Origin of the sequence: Sphingobacterium sp. SGL-16 (assembly GCF_011043515.1) — a bacterium.
Lineage (GTDB): Bacteria > Bacteroidota > Bacteroidia > Sphingobacteriales > Sphingobacteriaceae > Sphingobacterium > Sphingobacterium litopenaei.
In genome coordinates, this window is sequence record NZ_JAAKGQ010000033.1 from 1 (window position 1) to 19,508 (window position 19,508).

At 36.6% G+C, this 19,508-nt stretch carries 15 protein-coding genes; 3 read left to right on the forward strand and 12 right to left on the reverse strand.

Going from position 1 to position 19,508, the window contains the following annotated elements; translation table 11 throughout:
* Nucleotides 1-274 precede the first annotated feature (274 nt).
* The gene (locus G5B32_RS11535; RefSeq protein ID WP_165291683.1) at nt 275-436 is read left to right on the forward strand and encodes a hypothetical protein; all 162 of its coding nucleotides are present in this window, start codon (nt 275-277) and stop codon (nt 434-436) included.
* Between the two features lie 11 nt (nt 437-447).
* The gene (locus G5B32_RS11540; protein ID WP_165291684.1) at nt 448-1,965 is read left to right on the forward strand and encodes a fimbrillin family protein; all 1,518 of its coding nucleotides are present in this window, start codon (nt 448-450) and stop codon (nt 1,963-1,965) included.
* Between the two features lie 157 nt (nt 1,966-2,122).
* Here the strand turns inward: G5B32_RS11540 and G5B32_RS11545 are convergent, their stop codons facing one another.
* The 4 genes from G5B32_RS11545 to G5B32_RS11560 form a co-directional block, all read right to left on the reverse strand.
* On the reverse strand, nt 2,123-3,172 hold the full coding sequence (locus tag G5B32_RS11545; protein ID WP_206366882.1) for an SGNH/GDSL hydrolase family protein: 1,050 nt from the start codon (nt 3,170-3,172) through the stop codon (nt 2,123-2,125).
* A 62-nt stretch (nt 3,173-3,234) separates the two neighbouring features.
* Nucleotides 3,235-4,053 carry a DUF1080 domain-containing protein gene (locus G5B32_RS11550; RefSeq protein WP_165291686.1) on the reverse strand — a complete coding sequence of 273 codons (819 nt, stop codon included), beginning with the start codon at nt 4,051-4,053 and terminating at the stop codon, nt 3,235-3,237.
* A 72-nt stretch (nt 4,054-4,125) separates the two neighbouring features.
* Complete coding sequence (locus G5B32_RS11555) at nt 4,126-6,606, reverse strand: outer membrane beta-barrel family protein (RefSeq protein ID WP_206366883.1); 2,481 nt, start codon at nt 6,604-6,606, stop codon at nt 4,126-4,128.
* A gap of 85 nt (nt 6,607-6,691) precedes the next feature.
* Entirely contained in the window at nt 6,692-6,973 is a 282-nt protein-coding gene (locus tag G5B32_RS11560; RefSeq protein ID WP_165291688.1) for an ATP-dependent Clp protease adaptor ClpS, read from the reverse strand.
* A gap of 84 nt (nt 6,974-7,057) precedes the next feature.
* On the opposite strand from G5B32_RS11560, the gene G5B32_RS11565 reads away from it, so the two are divergent.
* On the forward strand, nt 7,058-8,104 hold the full coding sequence (locus G5B32_RS11565) for a 3-oxoacyl-ACP synthase III family protein (RefSeq protein ID WP_165291689.1): 1,047 nt from the start codon (nt 7,058-7,060) through the stop codon (nt 8,102-8,104).
* 40 nt (nt 8,105-8,144) lie between these two features.
* Here G5B32_RS11565 and G5B32_RS11570 read toward each other — a convergent pair whose 3' ends face one another.
* The 8 genes from G5B32_RS11570 to G5B32_RS11605 form a co-directional block, all read right to left on the reverse strand.
* The gene (locus G5B32_RS11570) at nt 8,145-9,344 is read right to left on the reverse strand and encodes an MFS transporter (protein ID WP_165291690.1); all 1,200 of its coding nucleotides are present in this window, start codon (nt 9,342-9,344) and stop codon (nt 8,145-8,147) included.
* 42 nt (nt 9,345-9,386) lie between these two features.
* Nucleotides 9,387-10,571 carry a class I SAM-dependent rRNA methyltransferase gene (locus G5B32_RS11575; RefSeq protein ID WP_165291691.1) on the reverse strand — a complete coding sequence of 395 codons (1,185 nt, stop codon included), beginning with the start codon at nt 10,569-10,571 and terminating at the stop codon, nt 9,387-9,389.
* A gap of 121 nt (nt 10,572-10,692) precedes the next feature.
* Nucleotides 10,693-11,820 carry a PKD domain-containing protein gene (locus G5B32_RS11580; protein ID WP_165291692.1) on the reverse strand — a complete coding sequence of 376 codons (1,128 nt, stop codon included), beginning with the start codon at nt 11,818-11,820 and terminating at the stop codon, nt 10,693-10,695.
* Nucleotides 11,821-11,837: 17 nt separating this feature from the next.
* Nucleotides 11,838-12,680, reverse strand: a complete 843-nt coding sequence (locus tag G5B32_RS11585) for a cyanophycinase (protein ID WP_165291693.1) — start codon at nt 12,678-12,680, stop codon at nt 11,838-11,840.
* Between the two features lie 4 nt (nt 12,681-12,684).
* Nucleotides 12,685-13,734, reverse strand: a complete 1,050-nt coding sequence (locus G5B32_RS11590; RefSeq protein ID WP_165291694.1) for an isoaspartyl peptidase/L-asparaginase family protein — start codon at nt 13,732-13,734, stop codon at nt 12,685-12,687.
* Between the two features lie 12 nt (nt 13,735-13,746).
* Nucleotides 13,747-14,799, reverse strand: a complete 1,053-nt coding sequence (locus tag G5B32_RS11595) for a cyanophycinase (protein ID WP_165291695.1) — start codon at nt 14,797-14,799, stop codon at nt 13,747-13,749.
* A gap of 1 nt (nt 14,800) precedes the next feature.
* Complete coding sequence (locus tag G5B32_RS11600; protein ID WP_165291696.1) at nt 14,801-16,225, reverse strand: RagB/SusD family nutrient uptake outer membrane protein; 1,425 nt, start codon at nt 16,223-16,225, stop codon at nt 14,801-14,803.
* A 29-nt stretch (nt 16,226-16,254) separates the two neighbouring features.
* Nucleotides 16,255-19,386, reverse strand: a complete 3,132-nt coding sequence (locus G5B32_RS11605) for a SusC/RagA family TonB-linked outer membrane protein (RefSeq protein WP_165291697.1) — start codon at nt 19,384-19,386, stop codon at nt 16,255-16,257.
* Between the last annotated feature and the right edge of the window lie 122 nt (nt 19,387-19,508).

A 19,508-nucleotide genomic window follows, 5' to 3' on the forward strand; every position in this document is an offset into this window, starting at 1 on the left:
GTGCCCTCTCTAAAATGTGCTCCTTTTTTATTTTAAAACAAGCGAATTATTAAAACGCAATAAAAAATAATATTATAAATAAATATTATAACATTCACATAAATTGAAAATTAAACTAATAGAAATATTTTATTTACAAAACACAATAAATATACGCTACAATTATTAATATTTTATTTAAATCAATTTGATTAATTTTAATTAAAAATCACACCTTTGTTTCAAGGTATCAGAACGCTTTCTGAAACTCAGCACTAACTAAAACACACACAACATGAAAAAGAACTATATTCCTCCGGGATATTCGGTAACTATTATTGATATAGAAAACAGTCTTTGTAATACTTCATCACTTATTCAACCGAGTATTAAAGATTCGGATTACCTACAAGAATGGGAAGAACTCCCTGATGATGAAAGAAAAATTCAATGGTAAATATTAGAAATATGAAAAGGACAAAAATTCTCATAAAAAAATATCTACTAATCTTAATTGGATGCGCCTGTCTGGCAATTTCATGTTCAAAGACATCCGTAGATCAAATTCCTCCTGTAGAAATTCCTGAAGGTTACGCCGCTATCCACGTCGAGATGGTGGATATACAATTTCAGGAAGAAGACTTAGGTGATAAAAAGAATGCATCAGTACATGTAAATAATAATCTAGTTTCACTTTCTGGTTCGAATAAAAATGGTTTTACCTGTACAGCTGTCTTAGAGCCCGTTTCTAATAGCAGTAATAATTTGAAGACTTCCCTAAATGGTATCTCAAAACAAACTGAGACAAAAACTAAGGAAGTCGAAAAAAACATACACTATCGTGTATATGCGTATAACAAAGCAACAGGTGCATTAGCTACTTCTAAAAATTATATTAGAGGACAGGAAAGCACACAAGGACCATTAATGGTTTATGGTGGCAATGAATATGTTATCGTGGCTTATTCTATTAATTCGAAAACAGAATATCCTGCTGAGATTGAAAATTCTCAAAATATAAATACAGCTGAAATTACCAATGGTCAAGTAGAATTTATGTTTCAGAAGCAGGATATAACGGTAGCACATAATAGCACAAATACAATTAAATTCAAATTTAGACATCAATTTGCACAAATAAATACTATAATTAAACTAGATACTGAAACCTCCGTTTATACACAAATCAGAGGAGCTGGGGGTGCTTCTTACTTTCAACCAAGCTATTCTACAACGAAATTCAAAGTGAGCAACAGTAATATTACTGGTGTTAATTTAAGTCCACAAGGATCTCCTGTAAACTTTCCTTTTATACCATTTAATGATTTAAATGTTAAAACTATCGCAAGTTTAAAGCCTACAATTTTGAATACGCCAACCTCTATTACTAATGGAAAATTCACAATAGAGGCTCTTACCATTGGAGATGTGACACGACACGTAGAAATCAGTGATTTAAATTTGATGCCTGGTGTTAAATATAATTTAGTATTAACATTTAATGTTCCTGAAACCACATTGATTGGCGCTAATCCTTATTTCCATTTCGTTGATTCAGTAACAACAAATGTCCCATTTACCCATACCTTAGAACTGGAAAATCCTACTTTTGGAGCACAAATCGACATTTGGAATTTAGATAATTCATTTAATTTAAATATTAATGGACAAAATTTATTTAGTAGAGAACTTAACTTTGAAGGATTCCCGTTGCACGATGTTTATTTTAGTGATTTGACATATTATGGCAGCCGAGATATTCCGAGCAGCAATCCAAGAATATCTGTAATATATAGAATTAATGAAGGCTCAGCAACTCGTCCACGTGAAGAAATTCCAGTAGTTAGATTGACAATTGATCAGTTTGGTAATGTAAGATTATTTGGTAGAAAACGTATGTCTGAGAATTTGAGAGAGTTGTTTATCAGACCTGATGTAACAATTAACCCTTTAGCTAGATTAATACCTAATGGCATTAATACCTAATGGCATTAATACACTGGTATTCTCTTCTACGCGTTGGACAATTACTGATGTAGAAGGCAGGATATATGGTATAAGAATTCAAGAATAATTGAAAATTTTAAAAATAGGTTTGTAATCATCTTTTAAAAAATGATTACAAACCTATTTTTTTTATACATCATTTCAGAAAAGTTCGCAAAACTTCATTATATGCCTTTGCAATTTTCATCATTCCCAAATCATTAGGATGTGCATAATCCACGGTAGATTCAATATCTAATCCAAAATCCTTAGCTGAAACAAAATATAGGTTTTGAAGCCCCTCCTTTTTTAATTTTTTATAGGTAGCAAAAATTACTTTTGAAGATCTCCCATATTCTTCCATTGTATGAATATTCTGAAAACCTGGTGTATAGGCAGAACTATGTTCCGCTAAGATAATCGGCACTAAAGTATGTAATTTGCGAATGGACTGCACAGCACTCCTAATTATAGAATCCAGTTGAACTTCAGAACGGTCTTTCGTAATAGCCAAATTCGGAATACAATCTAATATGACGGCGGCAGCATCTTCAGTATTAATAAGATCCAAAAGAGGTTTTTCAAATCTTCCATTTCCAGAAAAGGCTAAATTTATTATTTCATTAGAAAAGTGGCGCCCCACAATATTTGTCCACGCTAAACCAGGTCTGGTGGCACAGGCTCCCTGTGCAATAGATGTACCGTAGACGATAATTGGCTTCGTATTATTTTTCACAAATTTAAAGTCTTTTGCATTCCCAACGCCGATTTCTAGCCATTCTACAGAATTATAAAGAGGCAAATACAGTCGATAAGTATGATTTGTATTTACACCAATATTATTGAAATTGTATGTAATTGTATCTTTAAAACTATATTGACCAAAAGCCCATTGCCATTCTTTAGCTACCTTATCAAAAGAATACAAATCCACCCCACTAACTCCAATAGAAGGCATATGCGGCATATTCAGAACACCTTTTACTTTATAGCGAACTTGAATTGTGTCCGCATTGGTTTCGAATTCTACATACAAACCAGCGGAATTAGTACCTAAATACCAAACGGGTTTTCTAACTTTTGATTTTGCATCAACAGGTAAACGACCGTAATCTTTCACCGTGTTTAATAATTGTAAACGACCTTGCACTGCCGCTTGATCTAAAGGATTGAAATATTTTTTAGTTTGAGCTATAGCTACAGACAAACTGATCAAACAAAAAAGAGAGCACAAAATGCTCTCTCTAAAAATTTTAGTATTTAATTTCATTATTTTAATACTTTCACTGTAATATTACGGTACCACACATCATCACCATGATCTTGGAAACCAATTAATCCTGATTTGGTAGCACCACCAACATTATTCAATAACTCGAATGCTACAGGCCATTTTTCTTTGCTGAACTTGCTAGCTTGCAATAAATCTGTCCATTCTTTCGTACGGATAGTATATTCCACTACTTTCACACCATTTTGATAATGTTGTACCGTATTTCCTTTTACCACTATTTTAGAACTATTCCACTCACCTACGGGCTTAGCATTTTGAGGCTTCGCAGGAATCATATCGTACAATGAAGCAGACTTTCTATTTCCGTCCACGCCCATTTTGGCATCCGGATGCTTTTCATTATCCAAAATTTGATATTCAGGACTAGATATATAAATGGGTTGTCCTTTTATTTCTTTTGCAAGAACGAATACTCCAGAATTACCAGCTTCCGAAATTTTCCACTCAAACTCTAATTCAAAATTTTTGAAATCATAAGCAAAAACAATGTCGCCACCTTCAGGATTCGCAACGCCAGGGTTCTTTGAAAACTTCAAAGCCCCATCTTCAATTATCCATTTACTTGGAACATTTTCTTTGTTGTAACCTCTCCATCCATTTAATGAACTACCATCAAACAATATATAAGCTCCCTTTTTATTTTTCTTTAAGGAATTAAGATCTACCCTTGGCAGTTTCAATTCTTCAACTCCTGGTTGTTCTTTCACTGTCTCAGCTGTGTTTTTACTTTGAGCACATGCTGATGAAAATATCAACGATAGTGCTAAAGTAGATTGTAATATGTGCTTTATCATAGTTTATAATTTGAATCAACTAAATTTAGAAAAATAAGTCTTTAATTCCATGTAATATTATTCATACAGGTATTAATAACCTCCGCCCTCCCCTGCATCTTCCATCTGATCGTCACTTCGCTTAGACTTCATAAAGTCTTGAACACCAAACCGATAAGATAAAGAAATATTAAAAGTTCGTCTAGACCAACGGTGCTGAAAATCAGAATATCGTGTCGGTAAATACGTTTCACCTCCAAATCTTCTTGTATTGAATACGTCTCGGACATTAAACATCAACGTTCCTTTACCCTTTAGAACATCTTGCTTCAAAGCCACATCAGCAGCGTACATTTCTTTCATTTTACCCTGTAAGGTCTTCATTGGCGCACGGTAATCTCCTTTTACTTGTAAAGAAGTTTTTGATGTGAATTTAACATTCGTTGTTAAGTTTGCATTCCAAGCCACATTCTCTACTTGGTTGATATTATATTGCGTATTCGGGTTAACACGTTGATAAAACACATTGACATTCGCTGTAGCATCCCACCAGTTAAATAGATTGACTTTGGAAATCAATTCTAAACCTGCATTATTACGAGATCCTACATTTTCCCAACGAGAGAAGGTCGCATTTTCTTTCCCTGCTAAATATTCAGCTGCAATAGGGTCATTTTCATCAAATTGAATCGGCTGTGTCATATCATTCACACGACGGAAATAGGCCGTAGTAATGAAATTCCATTTACTATAGAATTTTGCAAAACTTAATTCCATCGAATGAATGTCCTCAGGCATCAAATTTGGATTTCCTTGCCAAATATTAAGTGGGTCAGACAAGCTGACAAATGGATTCACCTGCCATCCGCGTGGACGTTGAACACGTCTGGAATAAGACATCTGCACTTTATCACCTTCTTCATTGACCTCATACGTCAAGAAGGCACTGGGATATATTCTGAAGTAATCCAAATTCCCTTTCGCAAGATGATCTCCATTGGCAACTCTATCTGGGTCAATGCTTTTATTCTCGGTATTTAAAAATGCATCTTCGGCACGTAAACCAACTTGTAGACCTATTTTTTCGCCCAACATCCGTTGATAATTAGCATACAAAGCATGCACACCACTTTTCATTTCAAATTCATTCGACACAGCATAATCTGGTACCCAAGCCTCATTTTTTAATGTATCCGAAAACTGAAAATCATTTGATGATCTTAAAATGGTACGATAGCCCGCTTCGAACTTATGGTTTTCGCCTAAAGGCAAAAGGTAATCCAACTGAAAGTTCCAGTTCTGCCCTTTTTCGCCTGTTTCATTGAATCGTTTGCTGATAAAAGTTGGATTTTCTTGAATATAATCATTCGTTCCATCCTCTTTATCATTGCCATATGTAACGTTTGCGGTAATCTCTTCTCCTTCTCGTTTCAATATTCGTTTAAAATCAAACATCAGATCATACCCAAAATCATCTTCCTGTTGACGAGATGTTCTAGGCGTAACTATTGGTGTTGATTGACCACGATAAGATTTATAAAATAAATCTTCCCCTCTATTATTATCGCGTATACTGATATTTCCAGCAAGGCTTAAAGTCGTTTTATCTGTTGCATAATAATCCATCCCCAGACGAACAGAATTATTAATTCCTTTTCGAAAAGATTCGTTTGTAGTTTCTGTCGTCAAACCGTTAGGATCTTGCACCCCATTAATAAGACTAATAGTTTTGGTAAAATCATCACCTAAATTTCGTCCATGTCGGAAGTTGTAATTCCCAAAATAATTAAACTTATTGTCCCTATAATTTAAGGTTATACCAGCGCTGTAATTATCATAACTACCACCAGAAACATTAATATTTCCATTTAGCCCTGTGCGAATATTTTTCTTCAACACGATATTAATAATCCCCGTCTGTCCTTCCGCATCATACTTAGCAGAAGGGTTGGTGATAATTTCGACTTTAGAGACTGCATCTGCTGGTAAGGATTGTAATAGTTTATTCACATCCGAACCTGCCATCGCCGATTCTTTGCCATCGATTAAAATCTTCACACTAGAAGATCCACGTAAACTAACCGAACCATCAGCATCCACCTGAAGCGTAGGAACATTTCCCAAAACATCTTGAGCTGTACCGCCTACGGATACAAGGCTTTGCGATACATCGAATATTTTTTTGTCAATACCCAGCTGCAAATCTGCTGTGCGACCTTGTACTAGCACTTCTTCAAGTTGCTTCCCCGCTTCTTTCAATTCTACGATTGCTAAGTCTAGTGTTTTGTTGTCGGAAATTAGGATATCAGCTTGCTCATGATTGAGCATACCCACATAGGTTACCTGTAAACTGTACGTGCCAGATGGAATCGACTCAATGAGAGCAATACCTTTGCTATCTGTTTGACGGCCCTTGATCGGAGCTTTTGAAGTGTTGGTTACGACAGTAACTGACGCTCCCAGGATAGGTTGCTTATTTTCTTGTTGAACTACTTGAACTTTTAGGTTGCCCTGTTGTGCGATTGTATAAAATGGTAGTAACAGCAATAATAGATAGATTCTTTTCAAATACATGTTGTTTATTGAATTTGTGCCTACAAAAATGTAGATTATTAATTCAACATCAACATTCGTAACTGCAATATTACCAAGCAGTAACTTATTCGACAGAAACGGTAAGACCTTCGGCTTTTAGGATTTTGCGGTATATTTCCATTTCTGTAAAGGAACCTTCTAGAATAGCACATTTACCTTCATTGTGTACTTTCCAGGCAATACGCTCTGCTTCTCCTTCGGTATATTGCAGATGATGCATCAAACAATAAATAACATGATCAAACGTATTGATTTCATCATTCCATAGGATAAGTCGGTGGCTTTCTTTGACAGATGCCAAAATTTCCTCTAGGGTATAGGTCTCTTGTGTGGTCTCAACACTCATGCTACAAAAGTAGCTTATTTTTCAAAAAAAACTGTATTTTTAACACGCTTTTGCGATAACTAATTATAAAAAATTAAACTTATTATGTATCAATCAAAGATTGCTGGTATAGGCTATTACGTTCCCAAAAATATATATACAAACAACGATTTAACACGCTTCATGGAGACCAGCGATGAATGGATTCAAGAACGAACAGGTATTAAAGAACGTAGATATGCTGATAGAATTGGTGAAACGACCACTACTATGGCTATCGAAGCTTCTAAAATAGCCATAGAACGTGCTGGGGTGACAGCAAAAGACATTGACTTTATTGTTTTTGCTACCTTATCTCCTGATTATTATTTCCCTGGCTGTGCTGTATTGTTGCAACGCGAAATGGGTATGGGAGAAATTGGTGCTTTGGATATTCGCAACCAATGTTCGGGCTTTGTATACGCTTTATCCATTGCCGATCAATTTGTAAAAACTGGGATGTATAAAAATGTACTGGTTGTGGGGTCTGAAAAACATTCATTTGCATTGGACTTTTCTACACGAGGCCGTGCTGTTTCCGTAATTTTTGGGGATGGTGCAGGTGCTGTAGTCGTTCAGCCAACAACAGAGCCTAATAAAGGAATATTAAGTACGCATCTTCATTCGGATGGAGCGGACGCGGAGAAATTAGCCATGTATTACCCAGGGGCATCGAGCGGAATTTGGCTAGAAGAACAGCCCGAATGGCCGGATCAAGAATTGGGTGGATTATTAATGACACCCAAAATGTTGGAAGATGGCACAGCTTTTCCTGTAATGGATGGTCAAGCTGTATTCAAAAAAGCAGTAGCTAAATTTCCTGAAGTCATTGGTGAGGCGTTAGCCAAGAATAATTTAACTCCTGCAGATATCGATTTGTTAATACCGCATCAAGCCAATTTGCGTATTTCACAATTTGTACAAAAAACATTAGGCTTATCCGATGATAAAGTATTCAACAATATCCAAAAGTATGGAAATACAACTGCAGCCTCTGTCCCTATCGCATTATGTGAAGCCTGGGAAGCAGGCAAAATTAAAGATGGAGATATTGTCTGTTTAGCTGCTTTCGGCGCAGGATTTACTTGGGGCTCCGCTTTGATTAGATGGTAAAATAAAATAGCGCTTTCTTTTTTGAAAGCGCTATTTTATTTTATGATTCTTCTACATAATTTATTCGCTGCAAATTCGGCAACAACGCGGCAATCACCCCGATCAAAGGCAAATACGAACATATATGGTAAATATGTTCTATTGAAGTTTTATCAGCTAAATATCCCAATAATGCCGAACCTATACCCGCCATTCCAAACGCAAAACCGTAGAATAATCCCGAAACCATTCCTAATTTCTTAGGCAACAATTCCTGAGCATACACAATAATAGCAGGAAAAGCAGAAGACAAAATAAGCCCAATAATGACAATAAATACGGCTGTCATGGTCAATCCAACATAAGGAAGCGCTAATGTAAAAGGAGCTGCGCCCAATACCGAAAACCAAATCACATACTTGCGACCAAAACGGTCACCAAAAATTCCCCCTAACATCGTACCAACAGCAATAGCTATCAGAAAATAAAAAAGAAACACCTGAGCTTTTACATCAGTTATTCCAAATTTTTCAATCGCATAAAACTGTAGGAAATTCGTAATACTCGATACATAAAAATATTTTGAAAGAATAAGCAACAATAAAACTATCACTGATATGACTATTTTGATTTTAGGTAAGTCTGGCACTTTTACAACTTTTTTAGATGTACCTGCTTGTCGAATTAATCTTTTCTTGTACCAAGTCCCAATGTAAAATGCCACAAATTGACCTATTATCGGAACGACCAATAACCACATCAAAGCCCATTGACCTCTAGGTAAAACAATGTAAGCAACTGCAATAGGAGCTAAAGCCATTCCGCCATTTCCTCCGATCTGAAATATGGATTGCGCCAAACTGCGTTGTCCTGATGAAGCTATAAAAGCTATTCTTGACGATTCAGGATGGAATATGGACGAGGCTATTCCAACCATAAAAACAGAAAAAAGAATCATTGGATAACTGTAGGCGTTTGCAAACATTAACATCCCAACAATGAGAATACTCATGGACAACATTTGTGAATAGGGATGTGAACGCTTATCGGTATATGCACCTACTACAGGCTGAAATATCGATGCAGACATTTGATAAACAAACGTAATCATTCCAATTTGCCCATAATCCAAGTGATGTTCATCTTTCAATAATGGATATACTGCGGGCAACACCCCTTGAATCAAATCATTCAATAAATGTGCAAAGCTGACTGCAAATAAAATAGAAAATATAGGTCTTGATGACGATGTATTTTGCATAAATAGTTAGTAAAATGGCTTCCTTTTCAGAAAGCCAAAATCTTATAAAACGCGAACCAATAATCCTTTGAGGTACTCTCCTTCTGGAAAAGAAGCCCGTACGGGATGATCTTCGGGTTGCGTAAATTGTCTTATAAACTGTATTTCCTTCCCTGCATCTAACGCCGCCCAAGCAATCACTTGCTTGAAGGTATCAATATCCATCGCACCAGAACACGAGAACGTCGCTAGCAATCCCCCAGACTCTAACAATAACAAACCTCTTCGGTTCAAATCTTTGTAAGCACGAGAAGCTTTTTCCAATGTGGAACGTGAAGGTGCGTACTTGGGTGGGTCCAACACAATCACATCAAATTTCTCTCCTTGTTCGCCTAAAGAACGTAAATACTTATTCACATCCGATTGAATTGCTGTATGCTTTGATGCATCAAACTTATTATGAATCACATTACTTTTCAATGTCTCAATCGCTAGAGCGGAACTATCCACGGAAACCACTTCATTTGCACCTTCTCGAAATGCATTCAGTGTAAATCCTCCAGAGTAACAAAAGCAATCCAACACCCGTTTTCCTTTGACATATTGAGCTGTTAAATAACGATTTTCACGTTGATCACAGTAGAATCCTGATTTTTGACCATCCACAATATTTACCTTGTAATGGATTCCATTTTCAACGATATCCACGAATTCAGGTGGATTTTCTCCCCACAATAATCCGTTAGTATCTGGCAAACCTTCATGTTCACGTGATTTTAAATCACTACGCTCATAGATTCCCTTAGGCGAAAGAAGATTCACCAATTCATCCACGATAATTGATTTTACCTGCTCTACACCAGCAGCATGCACCTGAATAGAAATAAAATCCGCATATTTATCCGCAATTAATCCAGGTAAGAAATCCGCTTCCGCAAAAATCAAACGAACCGTATCATTGTCAGCTTTCAATAAATGTTTTCTATTATTTACAGCTTTTTGCACTCTTAGACGCCACCAATTCTCGTTGATTTCGTTTGCAGGATTCCACTCCAATAAACGAACGGCCACACGAGAACCATTATTATATACGCCGTAAGCTATAAATTCATCGTCAAAATTATAAACCGCTACGACTTCACCACTTTTGATCTTACCGACTTTTTGCTGAATAGCACCCGAAAACACCCAAGGGTGTAATTGCCAAGCGGCTTTATCTTTGCCTTTATTAAGGATTATTTTATTCATCGATGCAAAAATACGGAATAGAAAAGGATTACCAATTTACTTGCGATATTATTATTGCACAACTCTTATAAACTCAAAGAGCCAATCAAATGATTGGCTCTTTATTTTCTTTAGCTATATTCTAATGTTTTATAAACATTCCTCTAGGATTACTAAGTCCTGAGCGAACAGTTTCAGGTTCTGTACCATCCAAATTAGCTCTTTTGATATTGTTTAAATTTGTCTCTGACCAATAAATTTTATTTTCATCATGATCAACTGCCATCCCAGAACCGCCTCGATTTCCAGAAAAGGAAGCAATTTTCACGGGATTAGTACCATCCAAATTAGCGCGCATTAATCCCGCATTATTACGATCATCATAATAGATTTTTTCATTCACATCATCAATATACAAGCCATATCCGTACGCTCCTTCAATTAACTGCTCGACCCCTGTACCATCAGGTTTTGCTACATACATGTATTCATCATTGACTTCATAAAAATAAATAAGGTTAGTTTTTGTACTGAATCCAACAGCGCGCATAGCACCACCTGAGATATTTACAAATTGCTTTTCAAAGCCGGTTCCATCGAGATTAGCTCTTGAAACGTTTGCACCATCTGCAATGTACATTTTACCTTCTGCATAATTGATCGCTACCCCATAAGGAGATCCTAAACCTGTTAACACCTCTTCAATGTTAGTTCCGTCTAGATTCATACGCAAAATCTTACCGTTGTTGGTATTTTCAAAATCACAAAAATAGATCTTATTGCTTACATGATCATAAGTCATTCCATGACCACCTTTTCCTGACATATTAGCCACGGTCTCAACATTAGAACCTGGAATTAAGGATAGTTTTCTGATAAGATCAGAATTATATTCTATAAAATATAACTCATTATCCGTTTCTATGACCGCATTAGGATCAATAACAGCAATATCCTGTGAATAATTACCAGTCCCTCCATCGCCAATAGCCTTTAGCTTAACCGTATACATACCTGGTACTGTATATATTTTGGAAGGATTTGCTTCGGATGAAGTCGTACCGTCACCAAAATCCCAAAGATAGGTTGTCGCATCTTCAGACTCGTTCTTGAATAAAATAGCTTCATTTATATTAAGCTCAACGTTCGATATTGTGAAGTAACTTTTCACTGCTCGAGGCAAATCGTCGAAATTATATTTTTCACCGGAACACGAACCTATCAACATTATGTTGATAATACATCCAGCTAGTAGTAAAAACCTTTTCATAGTTATATGTTAAATAATTAGTTTTTTAATTTAAATTCTTGTCCGTGGACGTAAATCGATAAGTTTGCTTGCTGAAAAGAGACTTTTCCATTAGGCATATTTTTTTTGTTTTTAGGATTGTTCACCACGAGTACCTGGCTATCACCACTGATGCGGGCCTTATTTTTAGAAACTACTAATGCTGTACCCTCATCAATCCCAACAACTGTTTTATCAGAATGATCATATAACACACTTAGCAATCTATTATATCGGCTACGAATTATAAAATGTTGATCAATAATTACATTTTTCAAAAATCCCATTCCAGAGGAAACCTCTACATAATCTGCTTTTATTTCACGGAATGAATCACTTTTTGAGTCTTGCTTTTGTGAACCAGTAATCATGACTTTGGACATGATTGCGGCTCCAGCACTTGTACCAGAAATGGTCGCACCATCACGATAGGCCTCATGCATAGCTTCATATAATTTAGAATCGCGAACTATCTCCATAAATTTATTTTGATCGCCACCCGTTACATAAATCAATCGGGCATTTTTCACGGAATCGATCCAATTTGTATTGTTATTGGCTTGTTCTTTAGAAAAATTGAAACTTACAATCTTATTATTAGAGAATTCGGAAATCTGTTCACTGATATATGCAATAGATTCTTCAGGTACACTTGTAGCCATTGGCAATATTACTATATAATCCGTCGAACGTAATTCTGATGTTTTCACTAAATCTGCTATTAAAGCTGAGGATCTTTCTCCACCGCCGATAATGAATAATTTACCCTTCTGGGCATGAGCTAAAGACATAAACATTATCAGGATAGGCAATAAAAATCCAGTTATACTTACTCTTGCCATTCGATTATTTATAAATGTAAATTGATATATTACCCTTTTCATCCACAGTACCGCGGTACATTCCCGAAGTATTGAACTCCATCGCTACTTTTCCATTTTTATCTAAAGAAATAATACCTCCGTCTCCACCAAGTTTCCCAATTTCTCCAATTACCTGTTTGGTCGCATCAACCACTGATAATCCTTTTAATTCAATTAGGTTAGAAACACGATGTGCAGCCACTTCTCGTATATAAAATTCCCCCCAACCTGTACAAGATATCCCTGCAGTAGCATTATTACAATAAGTACCTGCACCAATTATTGGAGAATCGCCTACACGGCCATAGCGCTTATTTGTCATACCTCCAGTGGATGTTCCTGCAGCTAAGTTCCCTTTCTGATCTAAAGCGACAGCTCCTACAGTTCCGAATTTTTTATCTTCGCTCGTTACCCCTGCAATCATACTTTCACGAGGATTAAAGTTGTAAGCAGCTCTGCCCTCTTCCTCCTCCTTTTTTGTACGTTCTAATTGTTCCCAACGTTCCTTGGTGTAAAAATAAGAAGGAGATACCGTATCACAGCCCTGAGATAACGCAAAGAGTTCTGCACCTTTGCCTACCATCATCACATGCTCAGATTTCTCCATCACAGCACGTGCTGCATTAATTGGATTTTTTAGTGTTGATACACCAGCAACAGCACCGGCCCTCAAAGTAGCGCCATCCATTATTGAAGCATCCAATTCATTTTTACCTTCATTTGTGAATACTGCTCCCTTACCTGCATTAAATAATGGAGAATCTTCTAAGACATTAACTGCTGCTTGAACTGCATCTAATGCTTCTTTCCCTGATTTTATCTCATCATAACCTTTTTGCAGTGCCATTGTCAATGCTTCATGATACAATCTCTCTTTTTCAGGAGTCATATGCTTCTTTTCTATCGTTCCAGCACCACCATGAATTACCAAAACGATTTTATTATCATTTTCGCTCTCGTTAGTTTTAGAATTACAACCATAAAATGATTGAATTATAAAACCTATAATCACATATTTTAAAATACCTTTCATATATATAATCGTTTAGTGAACCGATTTCCAACCACCCGCAACCACGGACCACCAAGCACTTTTATATAAGGATGAACTTTGAGGTTGGAATGTATTCATATTAAATTTATTATTGCTTTCTGTACCTGAAACAGAAAATACTTGTAATGCTTTTCCGGAATGATCCCAAGTTAGTGGAACACCGCTCAAAACCGATTCTGGCTGTTTCGTAATATCTGATTTAACAAAAAAAGCATTGTTAGACCCAAAAACTTCAGCGACTCCGTTTTCATCAATACATACTGCGGTACGTTCATCTACCGCAATCGCATTAGCTGCCTTTCCCCAATCTTTCAATATTCTAGAAAGAAATACGGTCAATCTGCCCTCTCTATTTCGCTGTGCGAAATGCTGATCTGTAATAATGTTACTCATAAATGGTGCTTTAAGAAAATCATCTTTTCCCAAAGACACCTTTGTATTATAAGGATTACTTAGCGCTTCCTCAGAATCTACTCCTCCGCGATCAGCTCCGAAATAATAATTACCCAGAATGGCTGCCCCCGCACTTGTTCCTCCAACAGGTACTTTTTTATCAGCAAGTAGATAATTAATCGCTTGCATAACTTTTGTGCCCTTCCAATAGCCCACATAATCAGCCTGATCGCCTCCTGCAATAAAGAGCATCTCCGCATTTCTAATGATACCAGCAACACGATCATCATCGGCCAATTTGCGCGAATCAATTTTTAGCGTCTCCACTGAATTCACTTTACCTAGACGATTTACATAATCGTTGTATGCATTTGTTCCAGTTGCACGGATAATAACTACGTCACCACCTCCACTACGGTCGATCATCCACTTGAAAGCTGCATCAACATCGGTACCGCCTCCCATGATGACCACACCTCCTTTAGTAATTGTCTTTACATCAGTAGTGTCTCCTAATATACCTAACGATGACGGACGTGCTAATGGTGAAGTTGGTTTGGGTGCATTGGGGTCAAATGGATTCGGTAGTTCCTTATTACCACAACTAGTAAATCCATACAACAATGCTATAATCCCTACTAATTTTATCATGTTAATCCTTTCCGTATTTTGGATTTTGAACCATGTTTTTGTTTACAGCCATCTCGTCATTTGGAATTGGGAAACAGTATTGTGCCGCCGTAGGTTCTAATTTTACAGCACCAGAAGTATTTGCCGCATCTTGGGTTAATCGCTCCACCGGAAGCTTTAAGCGTTTTAAATCATAAAAACGATGTCCCTCAAAAGCCAATTCTTTAAATCTTTCGTTGTAAATATTTTCTAATAAAATCTGCTTCGATGAGAATGTCTGATTCACATAGTTATGAATACGCTCTCTACGTAATGTATTAAGATCATTTGCAGCATTAGTTAATCCTGTAGCACTATTACTTTCGGCCTCAGCTTCTGCCCTGATCAGAACCATTTCTCCTGTACGGAAAATCTTAACATCTGTCAAACCTGGGTTTGTGGTATTTCCACCGATATATTTATTCACCAAATATTGTGATTTTATACTTGGAGGAGGACCAACACGTGAAGGATCATCCTTAATATATGCAGCGTAACGAATATCATCTGTCTTATTGAAGGTATTAATTAATTTAGAAGATGGCGCATATAAAACTATTCCACCGGCTTCTCTATAAAACGCAGCTCCAAGACGAGAATCTCCGATCACTCTAGCTAATTTCCAAACAACCTCTGAATTACTGTTGTCTACCCAAATTTTCGGAAAATCATTTTTAGGTGCGAGAGGCTCTGCTGAGATTACTTCAGACGCATACTTAATTGCATCTGGCCAATTCTTTGCATATAATGCAACTCGTGCCTGAATTGCAGATATAGCTGTTTTAGTAATTCGTATATTCTCTGTAAAAGATGTTGGCATTAAATCTTTTGCAGCTTGTAGATCTGCATTGATATCCTCATAATTGGATTTGACAGTTGGTCGAGCTGGATAGCCTAATGCTCTTGCCTTCATATACGGAACCCCCATTCCCTCTGCATCATACGAAGAAGCATATCCTCTCAACAGTTCAAAATGACTGTATGCCCGCAAAGCCAAAAGTTCTGCCTCATATTGATTTTTTAAAATTTGATTATTTCCTGTTACCGTAATATTTGGCAATGCTTCAAGGACATGGTTAACACGATCAATTACAACATAATATTCATTCCATGCAGAAGTTACAGATCCATAGCTAGAGTTATACATCCAACGGTGTAAAGCAGTATTTGAAACTGTATTTTCTGTTGGCAACAAAACTTCATCTGACACAATTGCACCTGCTTCCAACAAAGTTGTTGAAAGTGGAGCGTAAGCTCCTAAAACGCCCATATTCACATCGTCCAAATTTCGAAATGCTTTGCTTGGATCAATACTATCTGTTGGCGCCATATCTAATTTATCACATGATTGGAGACCTAGTCCAATTAATGATAAAACAATACATATATTTTTTCTGATACTTATCATACGTTTAATTTTATTAGAGTGTGCCTAGCTTAGAAGTTAACATTAATACCAATCGTATACTTACGTGCATTTGGATATTCAAAACGTCCATATTGACGATTGTTTTCAGGATCCAAACCGCGCCAATTAGTCAATGTGAATAAATTCTCTCCTTGTGCAAATATGGCTGCTGATCTAAATACAGTTTGTCTAAATACTGTCCCTGGTATAGTGTAATTCAATTTCAAATTACGTAAACGCATAAATGCTGCATCCTGAATATCCTTGGAAGTAAAATTCCTTGGAATATCTATACGCTGAAGTGTGGCTATATCTCCTGGCTTCTTCCATCTATCATAAAGCATTCGTTTGCTCTGATTGCTGGTCATATAGGCCTGATTTTCATTGTAAAAATCAATATTATTCCATCGTTGCACATCAGACACGAATGATAGCAAACCACTAAGTGTTAAATTTTTCCAATTGAAAGATGTAGATATACCTCCAGTAAGTTTAGGATAGAGACTCGCGTTTAATGGCACCGCCTGCTCTTCCTCATTATATACTGTTGAAATAGAGCCATCTCGATTGTAATACTGCGCTTCTCCAGTTTCAGGATTCACACCAGCCCATTGTGGAGCATAATACGTTCCGTAAGGTAATCCGACTTTTATAATACGCGTATCACCATCAGGCAATTCGTCCGTAATATCAGTTACGCGTAAGATTTGATTGTTATTATATCCACCATTAACACCTACAGTCCATGTGAATTCCTCTTTTTTGATAATGTCAGCTGAGATTTTTAATTCAACACCACGATTTCTCATTTTACCCGTACTCAATAATGCAGACGACGCACCAGAGGTTGCTGATAATGGTTGATCGATAAACATATTTTTTGTAATACGATTGTACCAGTCAAATTCAATATTTATTCTTCTACTTTCGAATAATGACAAATCAAATCCAGTATTGAATTCATCCACATATTCCCAATCGAAGTCTGGATTACCAATATTATTCGGACGAATACCTTGCTGACCACCATAACTTGTAGTTACGCCGTAAGTAGGCAAGTACGCAAAACTACTTCCAAATGGACTTGCTGTTTGCCCGAAACTTGCTCTGATTCTTAAATCTGAAATGAGGCTTGACGATTGAAGGAATTCTTCACGCTTTACATCCCACATTGCTCCCAATGAATAGAAACCATGCCAGCGATTTTTGTCTGGGACAGATGAAAGCGAAGCTCCGTCATAGCGGTAACTACCTGTAAAAGTATATTTATTGGCATAGGTATAACGCGCAGCGCCAATGTAAGACATCAAAGCACTTGCACTACGACTTCCACTTAATGTTGGTAGGAATGTTGTACTTACGGTGATAGCAGCTGGTGTTTCAGGGAGTCTATCATCTAGTCCAAAACCGCGGTAGCTAAATGCTCTATAGTTGTCAAAAAGATATTCGAAGAATCCCGAAAGTTCAAAATCATGAGCTTCGATTTCTTTTTTGTAAGTCAACCCAGATGTAGATACAAAATTAAAATTACGTCTATATCCTTCTCCGAAAGCTCCTTTCTGTCCAGATTGACGACTACCTATATAGGATGACGGATTGATATATACCTGATCTGCTGAATTTCTCAAATCAAGACCAGCACGAGTACTTATTTTCAAACTGGGTGTAATAGCATAAGCCATGTTAAAACCTATAATGGCTTTAATTTGTTGAGTTTTATCAGACGTACCAAACAAAACGTCTAATCCTCGACTTCCTTCCCGCGAATCCAAGAAAGTAATTTCTTCATTAGTCGCATGAAATGCCCCATCTGCAGTATAAGGATACTCATAAGGTAGACCATAATAGACAGAAGCCATTGGCGTTCCAACGCTTGTTCCGCCCTCATTATACGTAAATCTAGAGTTAGAATATCCCAAGTTCAAGTTGAATGCCGCTGAGAACTTTCCGTAATTCATATTCGTATTGCTACGCAAAGTATAACGATCCATACCCGTTTCACGGACAATACCCTCCTCTTTCCAATAACTCAACGCATTGTAGGTTTGCACATTTTCATTTCCACCACTTAAGTTTACTTGTTGCTCCATGAAATTGGCATTTTGAAAAAATAAATCTCGCCAATCTGTATTCACATTGCGTAAACTATCCAATGTCCTATCCGCATTTTGTTGCCAGCTCGCTGACTGCGTATTATAATATGGATTTCGTGAAGAAAATCTCCATCCTGGACCTATATCTTTTCCAGTTTCTAATCCAACCTCTTCTTCGAATCTAAGACGTTCACGACCATCCATCATCTCAAAATTAGGACGTGTAAGCTTTGATGTTCCGTATTGAGAGCTATAATTTATCGCTAGACGACCTTGCTTACCTTTTTTGGTCGTAATAATAATAACACCATTTGATCCTCTAGAACCATATAAGGCTTTTGCAGAGGCATCCTTTAATACGTTCACGGATTCTATATCTTGCGGATTAATGGTTTGAAAATAACCTCCTTCAATAGGAACGCCATCCATAATATATAATGGTGTCGTAGAACCACTAATAGAACCTATTCCACGAATAACCACAGCAGCACTTTGACCTGGTTGTCCTGAACTTGAAATAACACTCATTCCTGCTACCTTTCCCTGAAGTATCTGATCTAAAGAACTCATTGGAACTTGATTAATATCATCAGCCTTAACGAGTGATGCTGCACTTGGGCTTTTACCTTTTGAATAATCAGTATACCCCGTTATTGTCACTTCTTCAATTAAATTATCTATAGATTGTAATATAATTTGAAGATTGGTATTGTTTGACACCTTTATTATTTTAGGCTCATAAGATAAATGTGAGATAATAAGTTCGTCGCCAATTGCAGCGTTTATACTGAATTCCCCGAGTACAGATGTTAAAGTCTTGCCACTTTTACCTTTTACTTCAATAGAAACACCAGCAATTACATTACCATGAACATCTAATACAACCCCTTTTACTACTAGTTGCTGTTGAGAAATATGATATTTAGATAAGTTTGATAAGGGTGAATTGGTTTGGTTAGCATGAACATTCAAAGTAGACATCAAAAACAGTCCACACATTGAAAGTCCTAATGGAACTTCTCCCAGAATGGGCTTAAACCCACTCCTAATAAAAAAAATACTCTTCATAAGATTAAGTTGGTAGTGTTTACTTTGCTAATCTAGTATTTTTATTAAAAATATTATAAATTAAATCTTACTCTATAATAAAAACGCCCCTTTTGTTTCAAAAGGGGCGTTTATAAATTAAA

Coding starts and splice junctions, on each gene's coding strand:
- G5B32_RS11535 (WP_165291683.1), top strand. CDS start 275: ATGAAAAAGAACTATATTCCTCCGGGATATTCGGTAACTATTATTGAT.
- G5B32_RS11540 (WP_165291684.1), top strand. CDS start 448: ATGAAAAGGACAAAAATTCTCATAAAAAAATATCTACTAATCTTAATT.
- G5B32_RS11550 (WP_165291686.1), bottom strand. CDS start 4,053: ATGATAAAGCACATATTACAATCTACTTTAGCACTATCGTTGATATTT.
- G5B32_RS11555 (WP_206366883.1), bottom strand. CDS start 6,606: ATGTATTTGAAAAGAATCTATCTATTATTGCTGTTACTACCATTTTAT.
- G5B32_RS11560 (WP_165291688.1), bottom strand. CDS start 6,973: ATGAGTGTTGAGACCACACAAGAGACCTATACCCTAGAGGAAATTTTG.
- G5B32_RS11565 (WP_165291689.1), top strand. CDS start 7,058: ATGTATCAATCAAAGATTGCTGGTATAGGCTATTACGTTCCCAAAAAT.
- G5B32_RS11570 (WP_165291690.1), bottom strand. CDS start 9,344: ATGCAAAATACATCGTCATCAAGACCTATATTTTCTATTTTATTTGCA.
- G5B32_RS11575 (WP_165291691.1), bottom strand. CDS start 10,571: ATGAATAAAATAATCCTTAATAAAGGCAAAGATAAAGCCGCTTGGCAA.
- G5B32_RS11580 (WP_165291692.1), bottom strand. CDS start 11,820: ATGAAAAGGTTTTTACTACTAGCTGGATGTATTATCAACATAATGTTG.
- G5B32_RS11585 (WP_165291693.1), bottom strand. CDS start 12,680: ATGGCAAGAGTAAGTATAACTGGATTTTTATTGCCTATCCTGATAATG.
- G5B32_RS11590 (WP_165291694.1), bottom strand. CDS start 13,734: ATGAAAGGTATTTTAAAATATGTGATTATAGGTTTTATAATTCAATCA.
- G5B32_RS11595 (WP_165291695.1), bottom strand. CDS start 14,799: ATGATAAAATTAGTAGGGATTATAGCATTGTTGTATGGATTTACTAGT.
- G5B32_RS11600 (WP_165291696.1), bottom strand. CDS start 16,225: ATGATAAGTATCAGAAAAAATATATGTATTGTTTTATCATTAATTGGA.
- G5B32_RS11605 (WP_165291697.1), bottom strand. CDS start 19,386: ATGAAGAGTATTTTTTTTATTAGGAGTGGGTTTAAGCCCATTCTGGGA.